Origin of the sequence: Brevibacillus sp. SKDU10 (assembly GCF_001645205.1) — a bacterium.
Taxonomy (GTDB): Bacteria; Bacillota; Bacilli; order Brevibacillales; family Brevibacillaceae; genus Brevibacillus_B; species Brevibacillus_B halotolerans.
Genome location: NZ_LSSO01000199.1, coordinates 1 through 20571, shown reverse-complemented (window position 1 = coordinate 20571; position 20571 = coordinate 1). Strand labels below are relative to the sequence as shown.

The 20571-nt window shown below is 38.9% G+C and carries 25 protein-coding genes; 4 read left to right on the top strand and 21 right to left on the bottom strand.

Annotated features, from left to right (window positions below; translation table 11 throughout):
* The 4 genes from AYJ08_RS20360 to nadE all read left to right on the top strand — a co-directional run.
* Positions 1–261: cysteine hydrolase family protein (locus tag AYJ08_RS20360; RefSeq protein WP_157452903.1), on the top strand; the 261-nt coding region annotated here is incomplete at its 5' end.
* A 53-nt stretch (positions 262–314) separates the two neighbouring features.
* A complete protein-coding gene (locus AYJ08_RS20355) occupies positions 315–1949 on the top strand; it encodes a nicotinate phosphoribosyltransferase (protein WP_064019222.1) in 1635 nt (544 codons plus the stop codon).
* A 14-nt stretch (positions 1950–1963) separates the two neighbouring features.
* On the top strand, positions 1964–2602 hold the full coding sequence (gene nadD, locus AYJ08_RS20350) for a nicotinate (nicotinamide) nucleotide adenylyltransferase (protein WP_064019221.1): 639 nt from the start codon (positions 1964–1966) through the stop codon (positions 2600–2602).
* 1 nt (position 2603) lies between these two features.
* Positions 2604–3425, top strand: coding sequence for an ammonia-dependent NAD(+) synthetase (nadE, locus tag AYJ08_RS20345; protein WP_064019220.1), 822 nt, complete (start codon positions 2604–2606; stop codon positions 3423–3425).
* Positions 3426–3516: 91 nt separating this feature from the next.
* Here the strand turns inward: nadE and AYJ08_RS20340 are convergent, their stop codons facing one another.
* From AYJ08_RS20340 to AYJ08_RS20250, 21 genes are all read right to left on the bottom strand, one after another.
* Positions 3517–4413 carry a macrolide 2'-phosphotransferase gene (locus AYJ08_RS20340; RefSeq protein ID WP_064019227.1) on the bottom strand — a complete coding sequence of 299 codons (897 nt, stop codon included), beginning with the start codon at positions 4411–4413 and terminating at the stop codon, positions 3517–3519.
* Positions 4414–5172: 759 nt separating this feature from the next.
* Positions 5173–5562 carry a DUF6941 family protein gene (locus AYJ08_RS20335; protein WP_064019219.1) on the bottom strand — a complete coding sequence of 130 codons (390 nt, stop codon included), beginning with the start codon at positions 5560–5562 and terminating at the stop codon, positions 5173–5175.
* A 26-nt stretch (positions 5563–5588) separates the two neighbouring features.
* A complete protein-coding gene (locus tag AYJ08_RS20330; protein WP_064019218.1) occupies positions 5589–6005 on the bottom strand; it encodes a hypothetical protein in 417 nt (138 codons plus the stop codon).
* Positions 6002–6532 (bottom strand): MauE/DoxX family redox-associated membrane protein, encoded by a 531-nt coding sequence (locus AYJ08_RS20325; RefSeq protein WP_369799696.1) that lies wholly within the window; start codon positions 6530–6532, stop codon positions 6002–6004. The genes AYJ08_RS20330 and AYJ08_RS20325 overlap by 4 nt, the downstream gene beginning before the upstream one ends.
* Positions 6532–6966, bottom strand: coding sequence for a thioredoxin domain-containing protein (locus tag AYJ08_RS20320; protein ID WP_064019217.1), 435 nt, complete (start codon positions 6964–6966; stop codon positions 6532–6534). The genes AYJ08_RS20325 and AYJ08_RS20320 overlap by 1 nt, the downstream gene beginning before the upstream one ends.
* A 4-nt stretch (positions 6967–6970) precedes the next feature.
* Positions 6971–8752 (bottom strand): ABC transporter ATP-binding protein, encoded by a 1782-nt coding sequence (locus AYJ08_RS20315; RefSeq protein ID WP_064019225.1) that lies wholly within the window; start codon positions 8750–8752, stop codon positions 6971–6973.
* A 71-nt stretch (positions 8753–8823) separates the two neighbouring features.
* A complete protein-coding gene (locus AYJ08_RS20310; protein ID WP_064019216.1) occupies positions 8824–9309 on the bottom strand; it encodes a hypothetical protein in 486 nt (161 codons plus the stop codon).
* 75 nt (positions 9310–9384) lie between these two features.
* A complete protein-coding gene (locus AYJ08_RS23675) occupies positions 9385–9549 on the bottom strand; it encodes a laterosporulin family class IId bacteriocin (RefSeq protein ID WP_197490767.1) in 165 nt (54 codons plus the stop codon).
* Positions 9550–9804: 255 nt separating this feature from the next.
* A complete protein-coding gene (locus AYJ08_RS20305) occupies positions 9805–10482 on the bottom strand; it encodes a helix-turn-helix transcriptional regulator (protein WP_231929204.1) in 678 nt (225 codons plus the stop codon).
* Positions 10483–10895: 413 nt separating this feature from the next.
* Positions 10896–11681, bottom strand: a complete 786-nt coding sequence (locus AYJ08_RS20300; RefSeq protein WP_231929203.1) for a hypothetical protein — start codon at positions 11679–11681, stop codon at positions 10896–10898.
* 291 nt (positions 11682–11972) lie between these two features.
* Complete coding sequence (locus AYJ08_RS20295; protein ID WP_064019213.1) at positions 11973–12509, bottom strand: DUF4241 domain-containing protein; 537 nt, start codon at positions 12507–12509, stop codon at positions 11973–11975.
* A gap of 170 nt (positions 12510–12679) precedes the next feature.
* Complete coding sequence (locus tag AYJ08_RS20290) at positions 12680–12973, bottom strand: hypothetical protein (RefSeq protein WP_231929201.1); 294 nt, start codon at positions 12971–12973, stop codon at positions 12680–12682.
* A 237-nt stretch (positions 12974–13210) separates the two neighbouring features.
* Positions 13211–13648: a MarR family winged helix-turn-helix transcriptional regulator gene (locus tag AYJ08_RS20285; protein WP_082891042.1), complete on the bottom strand. Its 438-nt coding sequence runs from the start codon at positions 13646–13648 to the stop codon at positions 13211–13213.
* Between the two features lie 203 nt (positions 13649–13851).
* Positions 13852–14337: a GAF domain-containing protein gene (locus AYJ08_RS20280; protein WP_064019212.1), complete on the bottom strand. Its 486-nt coding sequence runs from the start codon at positions 14335–14337 to the stop codon at positions 13852–13854.
* A 124-nt stretch (positions 14338–14461) separates the two neighbouring features.
* Entirely contained in the window at positions 14462–14680 is a 219-nt protein-coding gene (locus AYJ08_RS24145; RefSeq protein ID WP_197490769.1) for a hypothetical protein, read from the bottom strand.
* Between the two features lie 15 nt (positions 14681–14695).
* Positions 14696–15565, bottom strand: a complete 870-nt coding sequence (locus tag AYJ08_RS20275; RefSeq protein ID WP_064019211.1) for a GNAT family N-acetyltransferase — start codon at positions 15563–15565, stop codon at positions 14696–14698.
* A 12-nt stretch (positions 15566–15577) separates the two neighbouring features.
* Complete coding sequence (locus AYJ08_RS20270) at positions 15578–16003, bottom strand: MarR family winged helix-turn-helix transcriptional regulator (RefSeq protein WP_064019210.1); 426 nt, start codon at positions 16001–16003, stop codon at positions 15578–15580.
* Between the two features lie 22 nt (positions 16004–16025).
* Complete coding sequence (locus AYJ08_RS24630; protein ID WP_064019209.1) at positions 16026–16256, bottom strand: hypothetical protein; 231 nt, start codon at positions 16254–16256, stop codon at positions 16026–16028.
* Between the two features lie 7 nt (positions 16257–16263).
* Entirely contained in the window at positions 16264–16647 is a 384-nt protein-coding gene (locus AYJ08_RS24625; RefSeq protein WP_231929199.1) for a hypothetical protein, read from the bottom strand.
* A gap of 66 nt (positions 16648–16713) precedes the next feature.
* Positions 16714–16941, bottom strand: coding sequence for an ATP-binding cassette domain-containing protein (locus tag AYJ08_RS24620; protein ID WP_064019207.1), 228 nt, complete (start codon positions 16939–16941; stop codon positions 16714–16716).
* A gap of 198 nt (positions 16942–17139) precedes the next feature.
* Positions 17140–20424: a collagenase gene (locus tag AYJ08_RS20250; RefSeq protein WP_064019206.1), complete on the bottom strand. Its 3285-nt coding sequence runs from the start codon at positions 20422–20424 to the stop codon at positions 17140–17142.
* Between the last annotated feature and the right edge of the window lie 147 nt (positions 20425–20571).

Below are 20571 nucleotides of genomic sequence, written 5' to 3'. Positions count from 1 at the left end.
TGGATGGATAAAACAAGATACAGTGCATTTGAAGGAACTGACTTAGCGCTACAATTGCATACGCGCGGTATTCGCCAAATTCATCTTGTCGGCACATGCACTGATATATGTATTCTCCATACGGCGGTATCTGCTTGGTATCTTGGCTTCGAGGTGATTATTCATGAGGATGCAGTTGCAAGCTTCAACCCTGTAGGACACGATTGGGCATTACAGCATTTTAAAAACCAAATGGGAATACAGGTTGTAAATAATTATTGACCAATTATGCATGCTTTTTACTCAAAAAGCTAATACGAGGGGACTGGCCGAAAATGACAAAAACAATCTTTGATATTGTTGATCCGAAAATATATCGCTATATCCATATGTGCCTCTTCTGTAAGCAGCCTGCTTTTAGAATGACGTCTGAAGAAACTCCCTGCCCTCTTTGCGGAAAACAAGAATTTGAAATCCTTCCCTTTTATGATCCCTCCAGAGATTACGGTCTTGATGTGGATGAATATGCGATTACGATGATGTATGCTTTATACAAAAAAAATCTACACCGCACGATAGTTGTCTTTGATGATTTTTATCGTAAAGCTCCTTTTGTTAAGCCAAGCAGTGATTTTACTGGTGAGCTAGGGGGATACGTTGCTTTTGGGGGACTCGACCAGTTAATTGATATTGTAGAGAATCTATACTTTAATGAAAGTGACCTTGAATATCTGCGGTCCAAGGGCATGTATGAGGAAGCTTTCCTGTCAGAACTTCGCTCACTACGTTTTACAGGGAGCTTGCATGCAATGAAAGAAGGACAAATCGTCTTTCCAAACACTCCTTACATACGAATGATTGCCCCTATCATGGAGTGTATCTGGATCGAAGCTCAATTGCTTAATACAGTGAACAGTGAATCCCTGCTCATGACAAAAGCGTCTCGAATTGTGACAGCAGCAGATGGGCAAAGTGTAATTGAAATGGGAAAAAGACGTGCTCAGGGACGTGACGCATCCGTACAGGGAGCTAGAGCAGCCTATATCGCTGGATTTGACTACACCTCTAATCTGAAAGCTGGGAAAAAATATGGTGTTCCTACTACAGGTACACATGCTCATTTATTTGTTCAATTTTTCCCAAATGAACTAGATGCCTTTCTCGCCTTTGCTGAGGTTTTTCCCGCTAAAAGTATCCTTCTTGTCGATACCTTTGATGTTTTAGGTTCAGGTATTCCCAATGCCATTAAAGTGGCTAAACGGATGGAGGAACATGGGCAGAAGCTTACTGGCATTCGTTTAGATAGCGGCGATTTAGCCTTTTTGTCCAAGAGAGCACGAAAAATGCTAGATAATGCAGGTTTTCCCTATGTAAAAATTGCTGCATCCAGTGATCTCGATGAGTACACGATTACCTCTCTTAAGCACCAAGGAGCTAAAATTGATATTTGGGGCATTGGAACCAAATTTATCACTGCTTATGATACTCCTGCCCTAGGTGGGGTACACAAAATTGTTGCAAGAAGAACCGAAAAGGACTGGGTGGCTCTTATTAAAGTCTCTGAAAATATAGACAAGATTATTAATCCTGGTTGTAAAAAAACCTATCGGATATACGATCAGGATGGTATGGCAAAAGGTGATTATATTTGCCTTGAGCATGAGAATATTCAAGGCCTCAAGGAGATTCAACTGAAGCATCCAGTCAATCCATTAAAAATAAAGCGCGTAAGCCATTTTACAGCAGTCGAGCTATTAGTTCCTATCTTTGAAGAAGGAAAGCTGGTTTATGATAAACCATCCCTGGAAGAAATCAAGCAGTTCCATCAAGCCCAAAAGAATACATTCTGGGAGGAATATCTTCGCTTAGACAATCCAGAGGTATATCCCGTTACTTTATCTGATGAATTACGGGAGCTGAAAGATAAGATGATTAACGAAATACGCGAGCTTGCTCTCATAGAATCTTAAAGGAGGAACCCTTCATGCGATATGGTATTTACGGAAGTAGCTTTGATCCTATTACCTATTCACATCTTTTTACAGCTGCTGCTGTGGCAAAACGTAAACGTCTGGACAAAGTGTTTTTTATTCCCTGCTCTTCCCTGCGTAGAGATAAGATACTTCAAACTGAAGATCACCACCGCTTAAACATGCTTCAGCTTGCCTTAGAAACGTGCAAAAACAAGAAAAATCGTTTTAGAGAAGCATTATTTGAAATCTCTACCGTTGAAATGAACGCGTTACCTGGTGAAACATATACCTTTGACACAATGAATCATTTCAAAAATCTGTATCCGCAAGATGAAATCTTTTTTATCATGGGAGCAGATCTGCTAGAAGGTATATCCTCTTGGGGGAATGCTGAAAAATTGGTGAAAAACAACAATTTTATTGTCATGGCAAGAGAAGGCTATCATTCTGATGATTTAATCGCTAAGGACCCCTTGTTACGCAATAATGATGAAAATTTCCTGACGATGTCAAAAGGAATCAGTATGGGAATTAGCTCTAGCTACATTCGCGGTGAGCTTCGCAATGATGGTGAAGCTAGTTTTCTCCTGCCTGAGGAGGTTTTAGATTACATCAAGGAACATCAATTATATGTGAGCGAGGTCCGTTGAAATGGCGAAACAAACAGAAATAATCAAAAAGCTACATGTTCATGTAGATGCACAGCCCAAACATGAATTTCGTGACAGGGTAGATTTTTTAAAGCAATACCTTCTTATCTCTGGAGCTAATGGATACATTGTGGGAGTAAGCGGCGGAATTGATTCTACCTTAGCGGGTATCATGGCCCGGGTTGCTTGCGATGAGCTTACTCACGCTGCGGATAAACGATATCATTTCGTGGCTGTTCGTCTTCCCTACGGAACTCAAATAGATGAAGCTGACGCCCAGAAGGCACTTCAATTTATCAAGCCACATCAAAATATGCTGGTTAATATCAAGCCGGCCGTTGATACTTCTCTTGAACAGCTTAAACATTCAACGGGGATTGAACTGTCAGATTTTCATAAGGGTAATGCGAAGGCAAGAGAACGCATGAAGGTTCAATATGACATAGCCGGCCACTTAGGACTATTAGTTCTTGGGACTGATCAGGCTGTCGAAGCAACTACCGGTTTTTTCACTAAATATGGAGATGGAGGCGCTGACGTTGTCCCCCTTTCCGGTCTGACCAAGGGGCAAGTAAGACAAATCCTGCAAGATCTTGGAGCGCCTGAAATTTTATATTTGAAAGTTCCTACAGCCGATCTTGAAGATGACCATCCTCAATTACCTGATGAAACCGCCCTTGGCTTTTCTTACGATGATTTAGATAACTATTTAACCCTGAAGCCTGTACCTGCTGAAATCGTGGAAAAAATCGAAGAAAAGTATGATAAAACCGAGCACAAGCGCCGCTTACCAGTAACTCCATTCGATGACTGGTGGAAGTAAAAAAGCCCCCTCCAAAAAGCTTGCTTTTTCGGAGGGGCACCTTTTGCAATCAACAAATTCTCATTCTGAGCCTGCTGTCTTTATTAAGAAATTATCCACCCAGAACTTGTCTGGCCATCTCCTTGTACTCTTCTAGCCCCGATTTTTCGGCAAATTCAGCAATGGCAACAGGATAACTAGCAGCTAATTCAATGACATGATCAGCCATATTCGGCCAAACGTTTCCACCTGCTTGCTCGTAGTGATAGATTAATCTTTGCAGAGCTTCTTCTCCAAAAGTTCGATAATGAGCCACAAAATCATGGGCAGGATCAGTTACCCTTGCCTCCGTCCAATCAATCAAGCCTGTTACTCGTGATGCTTCATCAACTAGGATATGTCCTGCATGCAGGTCCCCATGAATGAGCACCGTTTTCGCGGGCCAAAGCGTATCATTTGCAAGCCAATTTTGCCAGCGATTCCAGAGATCATCACTTACCCCAAATGTCATTTTGATTTTATCCATCCTCGCTCTCATCGAGGCCCTTGCTTCTTCAGCAGTCTCCAGTTCTATCCCTGCCTCTCTGCAAGCGTTCGGATTAATCCGATGCAGGGAGGCGATTGCAAGGGCGAGCGTTTCATGAAATGCATCTGGCACATTTTTTTCGTCAATTTCCCAGATATATGCCTTTGCTTCTGGATCAATCGTTCCTGCTGGTACACCTTTTAACAACTGATAGGCAATCAGCTCTTCTGAGTAAATTCTCCAAATCGGAACTTGTACCGACACTCGCGATTCTATCAGGGTTAGAATTTGCCTCTCTTTTTTTGCCGAGGGAAGCACATCTATTCGTCTTGGATAGCGTAACACCCATTGTACTCCATTCAGATCGTGCGCCATAACAACCTGAAAATCTATACCAGAATCATTTCTCTGTAACGAATCCTCTTTTAGTAGCAGTCCATGCTTCTTCGCAACCGCCAGGATTTGTTCGTCTGTTTTTATCATCATATGCTGCACATCCTTTATTTTTGTATTTTCACACCCGAAACCGTGTCAAAACAAAATACACAGGCATTGCTACCTGTGCTTAAGTAACGGGAAAAGAACACCAAAAATAAGACGGGTGCCATTTACGTTGTTCGTGTAAGACGGCGCGATACAAGAGAACATGTAAATACTAGGTGCAAAGACTACTCTTTACTAGCTATCAGAGTAGTAAAACAGCGTGCCACTATCCCAAAATGATGATCTTGCCATTAAACGTGTCTCTTGGCTTACATAAATTTACGATACAAAAAAAGACAGACACCGAATGTCCATCCCTTTTTTCATATCGTTCTCATAGAGTTTTCCTATAAAAAGGCAGACTAATCCCGATTACTCTACACACAGGCAGAGCCTTTGATCACTATTCAATTAGTGGGACAAAGTAGTAAATCGGAATCTTATGTATGCCATGAGAAAACCCTCCGTTCAATAAATTTGTTTCAGAATACCATAAGTCTTAAAAAAATACAATCTTTTCTTGCTTATACCGCTTTGTCAGCGCCTTTCATATTTTGTTCTCTTTTTACAATCCCGAAAAGCCCTAATGAATAACGAAGCGTATTAGCAGCTTACACGAAGTCAAGTTGTATTTCAACGTATCCTCATGTAAAGCAGACGAAGTTGTTTCCTTCAAAAATAAAAAGCTACCATTTGAGTTAGGTAGCTTTATAAAATGATCACTCACTATCTATTGCAATAAAAAGCAGGCTTCCTGTTCTATGACGCTTGCTCCAGCCGTACATGGACTGGATGAGTTGTAATCACTTCTCCATCATAATATAGCTCTGCTGTATATGTTCCTTCCAAGCTAAGTACCATAGACATTTTTAACGATGTTTCCATTTCAGAAGATTGCTCATTCTTGCGTTCATGATACATTGTGATGGGACTCGAAATCCCAACATCTTTTCCATTCCGATCTTTGATTTTCAATTGAAGTTCAAAGGTTGCCTGATCAGGTAATTCTTTTAGCGCGATAAACATCTGAAAAGTATACACGTAGGGCAATGCTGGAATCGTGATGTCATGAAGGATATGCCCTATGTCGTGTTTTTTATGTTCCTTGCTAAATTTGATGTTATCTACTACTACCAATTGACTATGCATGTATGACAAACACCTCGCTCATAATCTTAATACGTATGAAAGCGTACAATCGATATTTTCTTGAAAACCTCTTGGTAAGTAAGAAAAGCAGGAAAAGCTGAAATCCCTAAATCATCAGACATGATCCCCTGTTCATCAACCCGTAGCTTCGTATGTTCATTGATTTGACGAGAAAATACCCTTGCTTTCCATTCAGGCGCCTTATAGATGATATAGATCTGATATTCAGGGAAGCGGCGGCTAATTTCCGCAAGATATTCAGCATTGCTAGGATCTGTATAAGATAGAAAGAGAAAAATACTCTTGTCATGCAGATCCGTAATCTCCTTACTGCCAGAAACATAGATTTGAAGATACCTTTTATAATAGAAGGCTTTTGTTATCTTCATCCCGATGATCAAAACAAGTATGATGCCCCAAATACTTAACAAGAAACCCATCATGGCGCCATCATCCTCATTTTCTTTTTCAGTTTAGATAAAATGGTCAATTCCTTGTAAATAGGTATGAAAAACGCTGCTACAATGAGACACGGCATGATCTGCTCTGGGGGATTTGGTATCCCCTCTAGCTGGTTAGCTATCCAAAAACCTCCGATCGCTCCAAGCAATAACAAACAATTCCGCAGGATGGCAAGTTTTATGTTTGTCTTTTTGGTGCTACCCCCAAAACAGCTACAGGCAAAGCTTTTTTTCTGCTTACTAGCTCGTATGAAAAGTCCGATAAAAAAAATCATCAGCAAGCCAGTTAGGATAAAAGCCGCATGTAAAAAAACAAGCTGGGTAAAACAAATTGCTAAAACAAATTCCATAAGAATAACCAGAAAGGAGCTGATCATCACATATTTTCTCGATATAACATCAAAGTGTACAATCGATTGTCTGAATTCAAACATTGAAAAGCACTTTGTAACAGCGGAAACAAAGAACATGAACGCAAAACCATACGGAAGGAAGAGCAGATATGACATCATTGGAGTGTTACACTTTCTAGAATTTTATGAAAATCTTCTGCCCTGTAGATATCTCCTTTGCTAATAATCACACCCTTTGAATCAGTAAGAAGGAGGAACGGGTGATAACTAACCTTAAAGATTTCGTTCATTTCCTGATGTTTCAGTTGAATCAGGGGGAAATCCCATTCAAAATAATCTACCATTTCTGCGTGATCCTCGATTTCTCCATCCGAAAAGAGATAAAGCTGCATATCCTGACTCTGACTTATTGATCGAAGGTGAGGTAATAAATCGATACAATAGGAGCAAAAAACGGAGACGAAAACCAAAGCAGCCCCTTTAGGCAAAAATTTCAGCTCTAGTTGTGATGAATCCCAATTTGTGAAGTGAATGGGTGGAATCGGTGTACCTATTTCTAAACCGGTATCACGAACTAGTTTTTTTGACATCGTATTATGACCCCCTATTTTCGTAGACTAATTCTGAATTGTACCACTCGCTTTGACGTTCCCAGGTTCGATAGTATTCACCCTTTGCATCCATTAATTGCTGGTGAGTTCCTTGCTCGATAATACTTCCTTGCCTCATATAATAGATACGATCTACCTTTTTCCCGATTCCAATTCGATGAGAAATGATAAAGAGTGTTTTATCCTTCGCTAGCTCTAGGATATCGTCAAATACCTTCACTTCACTGTTTGGATCTAATGCCGAAGTGGGTTCATCTAAAACCATCAGATCCAGATTGCGATATAATAATCTGGCCAGTGCGATTCTTTGCCATTGACCGCCAGATAAGTCTACCGAATCCTCATGAATGTCTCCAAGCTTGGTAAACAAACCGTTTTTTAACCGATAAAAATCTTGTATATTCAGATGCTCAAGCAAATGATGCAGCTCCTGATCATCTTTCCTTTCATTTCCCAAGCAGATATTATCCTGAATAGATACCTTGTACTTCATAAAATCCTGAAAGATTGCTCCGCAGCTTTTCCATAAGCCAGCAACATTCAGTTCCTTTTGTTCCATCCCATCATAAAAAATCGTGTTATCTGGAGCCTGATATAAGCCGAGCAATAACTTTATCAGTGTAGATTTTCCAGCTGCATTGTCACCGATAATCGCAATCTTTTCGCCTTTTTTTACCGAGAGATTGATCTTATGAAGTGCGGGTTCCTGCCGATTCGGATAGGTGAAGGTTAAATCGATTACCTCTATCCCCTGCTTTAGCTGAAAATCTGTTATCGCCGCTTGTTTTTCCCCCTTGCTTGGAGTAATCATATCCAACTTCTGATATTCATCTACATAGCGCAGGTTTTCTAATAGATTTTTGCATTGGAGAAATAAAGACAGGATATTTCTTTCAGCCAAAGAGGCAGCCAAGGATATGGCAACGAAATCTCCGATAGTCATCCTCTTCTCTACCACAAGGAAGACCATCATCACCATAATAATTAATCTGCTACATACAGATAACAAACTACTTACAAATTCTGGCCTTACATTTAATTTCGTGATTTCTATATTCATGTTCATGATGTTTGTTTTCGCATCGAGCCATTTTTCTTTAAAAAAGGAGAAAGCCTGAAATAAGAGAAACTCTTTTTGTGCCTCTTTTCGGACTAGCAGATCTCGAAAATATGTAGATAGGTTATGAGCCCGCGCCATTTGTAAATTCATAGAAACCAGCGGATCGATAACCTTAAATACAAAAACACTTTTTATAAGGGAAAACCCAATAATAATAGCGCCGATAAGCCAATACCCACTTACCAGCACATAAATGGAAATTCCCCCCGTCAGTAATGCTTTTACACATTGTATTCCGGTTTGAAAGGTGGCTTGTACTTTCATCAGTCCAAGCGACCAGACCTGTATCTTTCCTAAAAAGCTGGGATGCTCACGCTCTAGCAACGGCATACCTGCTAGCTTGTCAAATAGTTGTTGCTCCCTGTAAATCCCAAACTGTTCATCACATTTCGTATTATAGAATCGCAAGAAAAGATCAAACGTCTCCTGAAGCAATTCGAGGAACAGCATTATTCCAATTCCAAGTAGTGCAAGATAGATTTGTGAACTGACAAGATTATCGATTGTATATTTATTCGCAACAATAATAGCGTTTGATTGCAGGGCAAGAATAATACTTAAGGAGCAGACCAAAAGCATATAGGTTTTGTTAAAATTCCAGATGATTTTACATGCATACAGGAATAATTGTTTTCTGTGTCGCATCTTTTGAAAAAATCCCAAATGCTCTCGGTTGCTCGTGCTATGTACAGAATCCCTTCCATTGAGGTTCATTTTTAACAACTCTCCAGGGAGTAATAGACGTTAAGAAACGGTTCCATTTTCATTTCAAGGGACTCTACTTCATTATCAAATAGACCACAAGTGATAATTTGACCCACACTATTCATAGTAATTATTGTAGGAACCAGCTCTATAAATAGTTTTTCCCCTATTTCTTTCAGATCCGTTAACTCGATCGGAAAGGAAATCCCATACTCTTCTTTTATCTGTTCCTTATATTCCTCTGATCCATATAAGAAAATCATATACGAGAATTTATCGTATCTTTCAGAGAATTTTTTTATCGCATCATATCTGCAATATTTACAAGACTCACTCATGATGTATATAACAGTTCCACAGTTTTCTTTACGAACCCATGTAAAATCTATAGAAGGTCCATCTTTCATTAAATTCATTTCTTTCGGAAAATAACTACCAATCTTTTCTAAAAAACGATTTGGGTTTTTGAGAAACTTTTTGTAATTGTCTGTTTCCATTATGATCCTCCTAATTTGAACAAAGGACTAGGAACACTCTATATAAATATAGAGTGTTCCTGCTTTGTTAGTGTATTAAAGTTGGCAAGGACCGCCCCACTCTGTTCTGCAATACAGATGTTGGCCATTCATGCAAGCTACATAAACCTGTTTGTAATACTTTTTCTCTACTCCGTGACACCCTTTATCTTTAACTATAAAACGATCAATTGCATCTGGACATTGATTTACGCATGCCATACCTTTCATCCTCCATTCAAATGTTAGAATTTTTTGAACATAATTCATTTTGATTTGTGGTACAGACCCCATACTCTATTCCATGGAAAAAGCGCACTAGAGATATAAAGACCTACGAACCACTTCGAAAAATTACCATTAATGAATACTGAGATAAAACTATCAGGTGACTCAAAATGGTAACTTTTACATTTTTTATTATATAATATCCAATTTTATTTAAAATCACCTTCACGGGGGATTTTGCCACTGTAGTTATACAAATGTTCTAACTAAGTCCACTCTATTATTTACTCCAACCTTATTGTAAATATTTTTTACATGGGTTCGAACCGTCTCTACCGATATAAAATGATGTTTCGAAATATCCTTTACCGAAATATTTTCAAGAAGACTATGAACAATCTCGCATTCTTTTTTGGTGAGCTGAAAATCTTTGAATTTCTTCTCCAGTTCCTGCTCCTTGTGGGAAGCACCTATATTGTTTAATTGCCATTCTACTGTTTTTATGATGTAGCAAAAAATATTCACTATGTAAGAGATATGCTCTTCTGATTGATAGTTTAAGCTGACATATCCCTTTTTTGTATTATTAATAAAGATCGGACTTCCAACACTGATCCATCCTGGCAGTTCATTTGGAAACATTTCATCTCCATATCGAATAGCAGGATTCCTTGTAGAGCTTGCCTCTTGGATCGTTTCCATTGAGAACGCTATCATTTTCTTCTTAAAAGAGTCATCCAGCTCCTCATTTATCGTCTTTCCATTTGAGCACATGAAATCTATGCTCTTCGCATCCTTGTTGGTAACAATGAAGAAATGAGGATTACGAAAAAAAGGCTGGACAAAGTGAATTTCTGCTTTCAGATAATCGAGCAAATGGTTTATTGTCACTACCGGCATCTCTGTGTGCTGTTGCAACGATAACACCTCTTTACTTTCTAGATTTTAATAAAACTTAACATATATTGTAAATTAAAACAAAAATATATAACAGATATTACCTGAAAATTATATTTTTATTCAAAAAATTGACATATCTTTATTCACAACATAAAATTACATATAAGTTATCGACTAAATTTGAAATATCCGGTCGTACAAAGTCCGCTACCATTGCTGTATATCATAATTTTCACCAATTTCTAATAATAAAAAACCTTTATGTTGTATGTCTTTCCAAAGCGAGAAGACAACAAAAGGTCTTTTACACAGTTTTTACACGTAATATTATTTTATTTTTACATAAAAACATTTCTGGTTTCGTACAGAGCATTAAAAAAAATATTTCAATCACCATGATAGAAAATCTGCATTTTTATGAAAAATACTCTATCTTATAATCACACTTGATTTACAATATCACTTAAGTGAACTTTATATAAGCTATCTCCTTCTCTAAGAATCAAAACCTCCCCCCTAAAATCCCGATCATGTGACTGGATCGTCTTCCCTTCTTGATTGATAAACCTTACTTCACATTTTTGGGTAAATTTACCATAATCATTATTTTTCAATAATATATATTCATCATGTTTACCATACCCTTTATCAAATAAGAAAAAGCTATTATAGGTAATAAAACCTGATGCTCCGGATATCTTAGGCTTGAAAAACTCCATTTGATCGTTGGCTATTTTCACCAAGTGAAAGTCAGTATAGTAATAGAACCAAATCTCTTGGTCACTAACTACATTTAATGCATAACAATCACAGATATCTGCCTTATGATTGGAGAATATTTGTTTTCCTTCTTGATCCCAGGCAACCAGTCCTGAAGCTCCAATCGGATCGGCACATCCATAATTGCCGAAAACCCCTTCATCAAAAAAGCCTGTCCAAATCGTGCCGTTAGGAGATACTTGAACATGTTGAATCCCATCTCCTAGCAGCAGCTTCTTGATTAGCTTCCCGTCCAAATCAAATATTTTGCCGTTCAGCTCGAATTTGTCTGGGCCAAAATACCTCGTTCTTGCACCCACTACCAACAGGGTATTGTCATTTAGAGGCTGTATAAAATGATAATGATATCGTTGTTTGGCTAGCGATGTTTCATGTACTTGGCCATCTTCTGCAATGATTAATACTTTATAGGTAAAGCGATTTGGTGTTTGAGATTGAACAAACATTCCGTTTATTCTTTCTGGTATTTTATTCACTAATAAGATGTAGATCTTGTTGTCGTAACCAATTGCTGAGGTTACTATCTTATAATCCTTTGTGTAGGTGCCCGATATCTATAAATGTATCTAATTTGTATGTGATTTTTTTCTTCATGGGCTTCTCCTCTCATTCAAATATCCCTGCCACTCTTCTATGAAACTTACTTGAATTGAATATATTTGATAACGAGAAATAATAGTAGAAATATTAGGAAATAATGCAAAAAAGGAACCGTGCAGGTCCCCTTGGATGTCAGGCTACTCCTCGTCTTCCTCCTCTTCAAGCAAATCCTCTTCAGTAATAAATACGATCTGTACGGCAATTACTTTTCCTTCAGCATTTTTTGCGATAAATGCCTCATAGCCACCGTCGCCAAATCCCGAGCTAGAAACAACACCACCATTAATCACTCCGGCTTGGAGTTCACTCAATGTTTGGTCGCAGCAGGAAGAATACCATCTTTGCTCAGGCATGAATTTCGTTTCTCCCATTACAGACTCATCCACTCGATAGATTTGACGCTCAAAAATTCCCGCTTGACCACTGTCTACTCCTACAATAAAGTCACATCCTTCCCAATTCGTCACCTGTTCAAGGTTAGTTGACTCGTGATAAGCACAAACTAAAGCACATCGCTCTCCCCAATCTCCTGTGTCTATTCGATCAATTACGCCAATCCACGTACCGACTACCGCTTCCTCTACAACTCCTGAAATGCCTTGTTCATAATTATAGCAAGGATCTGATACCACTAATGCCCCAGATGTAACTTGAAATGTCCCTAGATTAATCATTACTTCCACGTTTCCTCCTCAAAAGTGATCAACATAAACTACTAAAAAAGAAGAGATTCCCAATCAGGTTGGAGAAAAAAATGATTCGAACAGCAAAAAAATGAATTCATATTTCCTGTTATTCATTATACATGTTCTTTTTTCTTACAACATGAACCATTCGGTATATTTCAGCCTTTCTTAACATAGTGACAAGATACTTGAAACAGCCTCCAGCTTCGAACAGCCAGTAGTAATAAAATCCCACCAAACATTACTGCAATAAAAAAACTAGATAGCTGTGATACCTGACCAAACTTCCAAAGGCTTATATGTATGTCAATCCCCGCTATATACAGCACTCCGCCAATCACTGAAACAAAGGAGCAAATGTACATTCCTATAGAGAAGACAGCAAGTACTGGTACTGCAACCAGACCCACTGCACCTCTGCACAAATATTGAAGATACTTACTTCCCATCATGTATGTCTTCCTTTCTATTACATTGAATCTTTTCAATTGAAGCAGGCAACGTCATTACCCCAGATTCTAATTACTTGTTTTCACACAATTTAATATGTATATATTTTAGCAATTAAAATATTTCACAGATATAATTTAATATAGATATATTTTTCTGTCAATAAAGTGAGTAGAATAAAAAAAGCTGCTCCTTGATAAGAACAGCCCATCTTTCTTCGCATTCTATTTTTATTCCATCTACTCAACAATTGTTGACAATAATTCATTCACTTGTTTAAATACATTGGCCATCTCACGTAGTTTTTCCTTAGAAAAGCCTTTGAATAGTTCATTTATTTTGTCTTGTCCTTTTTCTGTAAGAACTATCAAAACCACTCTACGATCTTCTTTCGTACGAATTCTACTAACCAGACCAAGCTCTTCTAATTTGTCACACATCGAGGTTGCCGCACCCGCTGTAATGAAGAATCGTTCGGCGATTTCGGTGATTTTTAGACTATTTGTTAGTTTCAAGCCGACTAACAGCATTACATGATTTTGTGATAAAACAGCATCTTTTACAAAAAGATCCATAAAAGCTTTCGATTTTTGCTGCACACCACTCATTTCGATCATTAATGTTTGGATTTCATGAGCAACAGAATTTTCATGAGCAATAGAATGATTATCTTCCAAAATGCCTACCACCTTATTTTACAAACTAAAAATTTAATTGAGTAAAATATATAAAAGTGCTAGGGTCTTGTCAAGAATTCGTGGTATTCACAAACAGGTCTTACTACCCATTAATCGATATGTACCAAGAAGAAACCAAGCGCCCTTGTTGGTGAGACGCCTGGTTGTTAGTCATTTCTATTCTGCTATCTCTTCTGTTCTATTCACACACACTTTGCTACACGTAGGACAAATTCTTCTAAATACTTCTCGTCTGTTTCGTCAAAACGATCTGTAATCGGGCTATCGATATCGAGTACTCCATAGATTTCTTCCCCTTTAAAAATAGGAATAACAATTTCGGAGCGAGATGCCGCATCGCAAGCAATATGGCCAGGGAAGGCATGGACATCTGCTACTCTCATCGTGCATCGTTTCAAAACTGCTGTTCCACACACACCCCTCCCTGTTGGAATACGTGTGCAAGCCGGCAGTCCTTGGAATGGACCAAGAGTTAATGAGTCTTGCTCCTTGTCATATAGATAGAACCCTACCCAGTTTACTTCCGTCAAAAATTGATGTAATAAAGCAGTTGCATTACTCAGATTAGCCAGTACATTGGGTTCTCCGTCTACTAATGCATCTAGCTGCTTTAAAAGAAGCTCATAGTTCTCTTGTTTATTGCCTGTATATCCCTCTGCTTGAAACATGGATGCCGTCACCTCACGATTATAATAGCAAAATGAGATTGTCAATTAGTACTCTCTCTTTTTCCTATTATAACGTTTTATACTCCCATTAGGATTGAAATTGCATATCTTCTTACACTTTTGTCTACTGATACACGATCTGCTTATCCCCATCTGTTATGATTAGAGAACCGGCTTTAATGAGTTTACCTTCGTGAGTGAAATCTTGCTTTGAAAAGTTAGCAATAACCTTCAAATCAGCTCCGTAAGCTGTCATTTGTACTTGACGATCTTGAAAAAAATTTGATAGTCTGTCATTTCGCGAGTAACTGCTACCGGCTGTTGAAGCTAATGGTTGCTTCATTCGGATTGGAATGCTTCATCCAAATATCTGTGCTGCAATTCCGAATAATGTTTTGTTGCGAGCAGGTAAATGATTTGCTTTTGTAATCATGATAGGTGGCTGATTCGCCTTTTCAAACCCGCATGCTTCAATATAAGACATAAACGGCTCATTTTCTGAGGGTACATCAATTCTTACCTTACCTGAATGCTGCTTAGCTAATTGATTCACTATTGCGAATGCTATATCAGCATTCGGAGCGACGATAGGGCCTACTATGAGATTAATGGGCCCAAGTATAGATAAACCATAGCCTACTACCTGACCGTCAGGACTTTTCACAAGCACTGCCTCTTTTGCCTGATTATATCTATGGCGAAGAAATGCTCCTCTCTCTACACCAAAGGCATCTTTGTCTATTTTTATGACCTGTGGCAAATCTTCCATATACATCGGCTGTATATTAGCTACTATATTCCTACTAGAAGGGGTAAAACGATAGTTTGAACAAAGATATTTATGAACACAGTCTGTAAAATGAAAGCCCATCTTTTCATACATGGGTTTCCCATCCTCTGTGGCAATAAGCATAGCTGGCATATGATCAGGAATCGATTCTAAGCATTTTTGCGTAGCTTTTCTTCCTAAGCCCAGTCCTCGATATTCCTGTCTTACAATGACCATGCCAATAGAGGCTAGTTTGAGGCCGTATCGGATAATGGCTGCACTTGAGACAATTCTCCCGTCTTTGTTTTTATGTCCATAAACGTTGCCAGATAACATAATGGTGTTGATTTCATTTCGGTCATAATCCCAACCTACAGAAGACGAGAGCTCTATTAATCCTGGAATATCAGACTCTTCAAATTTTGTTATCGGGGATATTACATTTTCTAGTCCATTCATAGGGTCAGTCACCTACTTTTCTTTATGATTAGTCAAATATGTATTCAACTTGGAACAAATTCGGCTAAAGGCTTCGATTTCTTCTTTTGAAAGTGCTTTTCCGATTAATTGAATGATCTCCTTGCGTGATTTTTCTGCTTTCCTCAGAAAATCCACTCCCGCTTCTGTCAAGACAATATGGTAATACCGCCTATCTGCTTGACTGCGTTGTTGTTCAATCAATCCTTTCTGCAAAAGTTTTTTGGTTAATTTTGAGATACCTGATACCGTTATCCCTAGTGCACTCGCCAGTTCATTTGTTGTTTTTGGACCTTGTGTTTGGACAAGCTCTAAAACATTGTACTGAGCAGACGTAATTCCCTCGATATTAAATTTATTATGACGGCTTACAATTTCACATTGAAACGGAATAAAGCTGTCTTCCAATGATTTTTTCAAAAAAGCACCTTCCTTCAAAGCTCTATAAATATGGTTTGATAACAGAATTTGGATTGGCCTTCAGTTGTTGAGGAGTTCCTTGGGCGATCACGCGCCTTCCGTCTTCCCCACCTCCTGGCCCCATCTCAATAATCCAATCAGCCTGACGGATCAAGCTCATATGATGCTCGATAACAACAACACTGTTTCCTCTATCGACCAATTCATGAAGAACCTGAATGAGTTTATCGGCATCGCTTTCATGTAATCCCACTGAAGGTTCATCTAAAATATACAGGTGTATTTCGTCCAGCTGCAGTAGCTAGCTCCGAGGCCAATTTGATTCTTTGTGCCTCTCCACCAGACAAGGTATTTGCTGGTTGACCCAATTTTATATATCCTAAGCCAATTTTATCTAAGTAGACAAGCTTTTGTTTGATTTTATCCATCTTCGAAAATAAAGCTAGTGCTTGCTTGACAAGCTCACCGATCGGAGTATGTAAATCCTCCTCTCGAAAAGGAATCCCATAGTATTTGGCCGCCCGGACAAGCAAAGGACCGAAATGCCAAACAAAGCCTTTCTTCCAAACCTTAATCCCGCCTTCTTTAATAGAAAGAGAAGCATCAAGAATCGTTTTTATAATTTGGTTCGACGATTTTCCCAAGACCAAAGCATTTTGGACAAGCCCCGGCCAAGGTGTTAAAAGAAAAGTGGGCCATTGTAATATTTTCTACAGGCCTATGACAAAAAGGCGTACATGATCCGCTGCTCTACCAGTTGCGCCAATAAACTTTCGCTCTCCCTCCTGACACAAAATATCAAACAGTAAGGTAGATTTACCTGAGCCAGATACACCTGTTACCACTGATAACTTATTTCTTGGAAATTTGACGCTAATATTCTTTAAATTATTTTGTCTGGCTCCCCGTATTTCAATCCAATCCCGTTTGTTGTTCATGTGATCACCACACTTGAGTTAGTTAATAGTTGACACACTCAATTATAAGGATCGAATTCCATGATGTAAAGTCTCCTCACTGCTAGATAAACGTTAAAACCCCTTACAGCCACGTTCGATATCCATAGAAAGGATATCAATGCTTACTGTAAGGGGTGCATATTAATGAATATAATTGCTTTTTACTGCTTTATAATCCTACTTATTTACTGATATGGTATATGGGATTACCTCATCTTGATATTTATAGACATACAGATAGTATAGACCAGGTTCGGCTGTATAAGTAGCGCTCATTCTTCCCTTGTCGATCTCTGCTGGATACGAAACGGGGTTCTTCAAATCATCCTCATGGTAGAGCAACCAGTTAATTCCCTCTTTTTTCGTATGCTTCAGAATAATTTCTACATCACTCTCTTTTTTCAGTTCAAAACGGTAGACATCGGCATTGTCGTCCTCATCTAGTATTCCTTTAACAGGTTCACCTAGCGGCAATGGACCATTCGCGTCTTCGAATCGATTGTTAGGCTCACTTTCTGTAAAATCCTTCGAGCCACCAGCCAGACTTACTTGATACTTGTAGGAAACGGGCTCCTCTGTTGTTGAATACACATAAAGATAATATCGTCCTGGTTTTGCTTCAAGAGTAGCCATTAACTGATCGCCTTCACCTTGATTTGGATAGGCAATGTAATTTTTCAGATCATCCTCGTGGAATAATAGCCACGCCACTCCTTTTCCATCCTTCACTTCTACTGAAACATCAATGTTATCTGGTTTTTTCACATCAAAATAGAATACATCCTCTTGTTTCTGTTGGCTCAGCTCAGCCTTTATTTGCTTACCAAATGCTTCTAGCTTGCTGGCATTTTCGAAAGAATCATTAGAGTTATCTGACGGCTTATTCGCTTTTTCACTAATGGTTACGGTTGTCTTTTTGGTCACTTTTTGTTTAGCATCATCGGTTACCTGCAAGCTTACCTCGTAGGTTCCTGCTTCAGCATACACGTGTGTTGGATTCTCTTCTTGACTTGTCTGACTATCGCCAAAATCCCATTGGTAAGACATAATCTTTCCGTCTTTATCGCGTGTTCCTTTGCTGCTAAACGAAACGGACTCAGCTACAACTCCTGTATACGGACCATTTATTTCTACTACAGGGGCTAGGTTCCCGCTATAACTACCTTCTGGCAGTTTGCCGTGAAATACTACATCATAGGAGAATCTACCATCCTTCGTTACCTTATAATTCACAAAGTAAGCGGTTATAGTTCGATAACCATTCCACGATTTTTCACTCAACTTCTTCAAGAAGTCATCTGTTACTTGATTCATCTTCTTCCAGTCTTGCTCTTCTCCTTCTGATCTGTCGCCAATATAGGTTCCATGTAAGGTGAAGGTATTGAAAAATTCTGATTCGTGCTCTGCGGTCTCTACGTCACGCAAGCCTGTAACTTCAGAAATTTCCGCATAAATTTCTTCCTTCTGCTTTGGCTCCACATCCTTTAGATAATCATCCGATACAAGTGGCACATCCCAATCTTCATAATTCTGTACCAGCTCATCAATCGTCTGTTGATATGCGTCATTTACTCGCTTGTCTCTGCTCAACTGCTCAATATATCGATCAAATTGGGCTACGTCGTTTTTCATAATAGCGTTATGAATGCTATCCATCATTGGAAAATCGTTTTGGAACAAATGATACTGCATGGCAAATCCATAATTATAAAAATTCCACGAACCATATTGAGCATGCAGGGTATCTGACACAGACATACGGCTAGATCGATCATCATATCTTAGGTTACCTACAACAGATTTGCGTGGATGAATGCCATCTGTTCTGGTAGCGCCGGCAAAAAATTCTGCCCCACCTTCTTCAAACCAAGGCAAGCGTCCATTTTGATACATCTCTCCTCGACCGAACAATCCTGGAACCACGTATCGACCTTGTAAGTAATGGGTAAACTCGTGACGGAACAATTCCTCTAGTGAATAAATGCTTTGCTCTGGGGTTCTGTCATAAGTAAAGAATGTCCCATCCCCTTCAATGTAAATTCCACCATTTTCCGTTTCATAACCGTATAAAGATTTGTTCATTCTGTATTCATCAGGGTTATTGTAGATGACCACAGTTAGCACATCATCAGGATTACCCTTTTCTAGCTCTTGGTCATTACCTACGACACGGTGAAATTGAGCTTTTACTTCTTTCGCAGCCCAATAAAGTCGCTGTAGCTGTTCCTCCGTTAACTGATCCCCTGTACGGAAGATAAATTTTCCTCCATCAAATTCATAGCGATTTGGCAGATATTTCTTTTTCCCTTCTTCTTTTAATTGCTTCAGATCAATTTGGTTACCATAGTAATTCTTTTCATCATAGTGATAAGAAATTTGCTCTGCTGCCACAAAATACAATTCGCTAAGCTTTGGATACAAATTCATTGCTTCCGTGAGAATTTGATTACCTTTCTCCGGGGTACTGTGGTAATGCCCTAAAGAACCGGTGTAGTACAAACCGTTGCTTACTAGCCACGAAAGATCACTAGATGCCCGATCCTTGTGGGCGATGCGGAACATTTGTTCCAAGTAATTATCAATTCTACCATGGAACGCTTTTTGATCCTCTGGTTCACGCACTTGCCACATGAGTACGTACCCAATCCCTTGAACTACAGAATAAAAGGAACTGCTCATATCACGATCTTTTCCATACTCATCAAAATGATCGATAAAGTCTGAAACTAGTCCAGTCATCTTTGTTATGATCTCAACATCTACCGTAGTGTTTGAGATAAGTTTCCCCGTAGCACCGATAACTTCCTGTTGTGTCTTAGTTCCCCATGCAAAATACTTGTTTGCCATAATGATCTTAACAGCAGGCAGTACCTTTTTCTTATAGTCTGGCTGATCAAGGTATTTTAACTCTTTATGGTAGTAGCCCAGATAATAACCTGAACGTAAAACCTCTACCAATGTCGAAATTCCGCGTGCATCATGATCAGAAAAGGACCTACCACTGTCCTGAAGGGCATTAATAACGGCCTGAACCCGATCGCGGTCTGAATAGAATTCAACTGAATCTGAATTAAATTTGAATAAATCAGGAATATCCTTCCATTCTATCTTACGTAGAACTTCTACTAGCTCTTCATTGCTAAGTCTATTTAAGTCCGACATACTGTACGTTTGTTGTTCAGCATGAGTTGCTTGAAGGGCTTGTCGCTTAGCTCGCTTGCTTTTTTTCTCTAGCTGGGAAAAAGTTTCAGTACGAAGCTCCTCTTCTCCCAGTGGAGTTACCTCAGCTCCGAGTACCCCTGCATCTGTTTTGAACTGAGGTAAAGGAGGCTGCTTACTTAGTGAGAATACGGATTTGTTTACTGTGTTTGTTGCTGCATTGGCAGGTGCAGGTAGCCATAATGCACCATTGGAGAGTAAAACTGCACTTGCCGTCATCATACTTAGCCACTTGTAATTCATTCTTCTAATCGACTCCTTTTTTTAAATTGGAATTTTATTTCCATACCATAGTATCGGCTAAAAATCCAAAACTGGAAATATTACCTAATACCTATTTTTATCTAAATTGTGTCGAAATATAGAATATTGTTAACCAAATAATTGTTT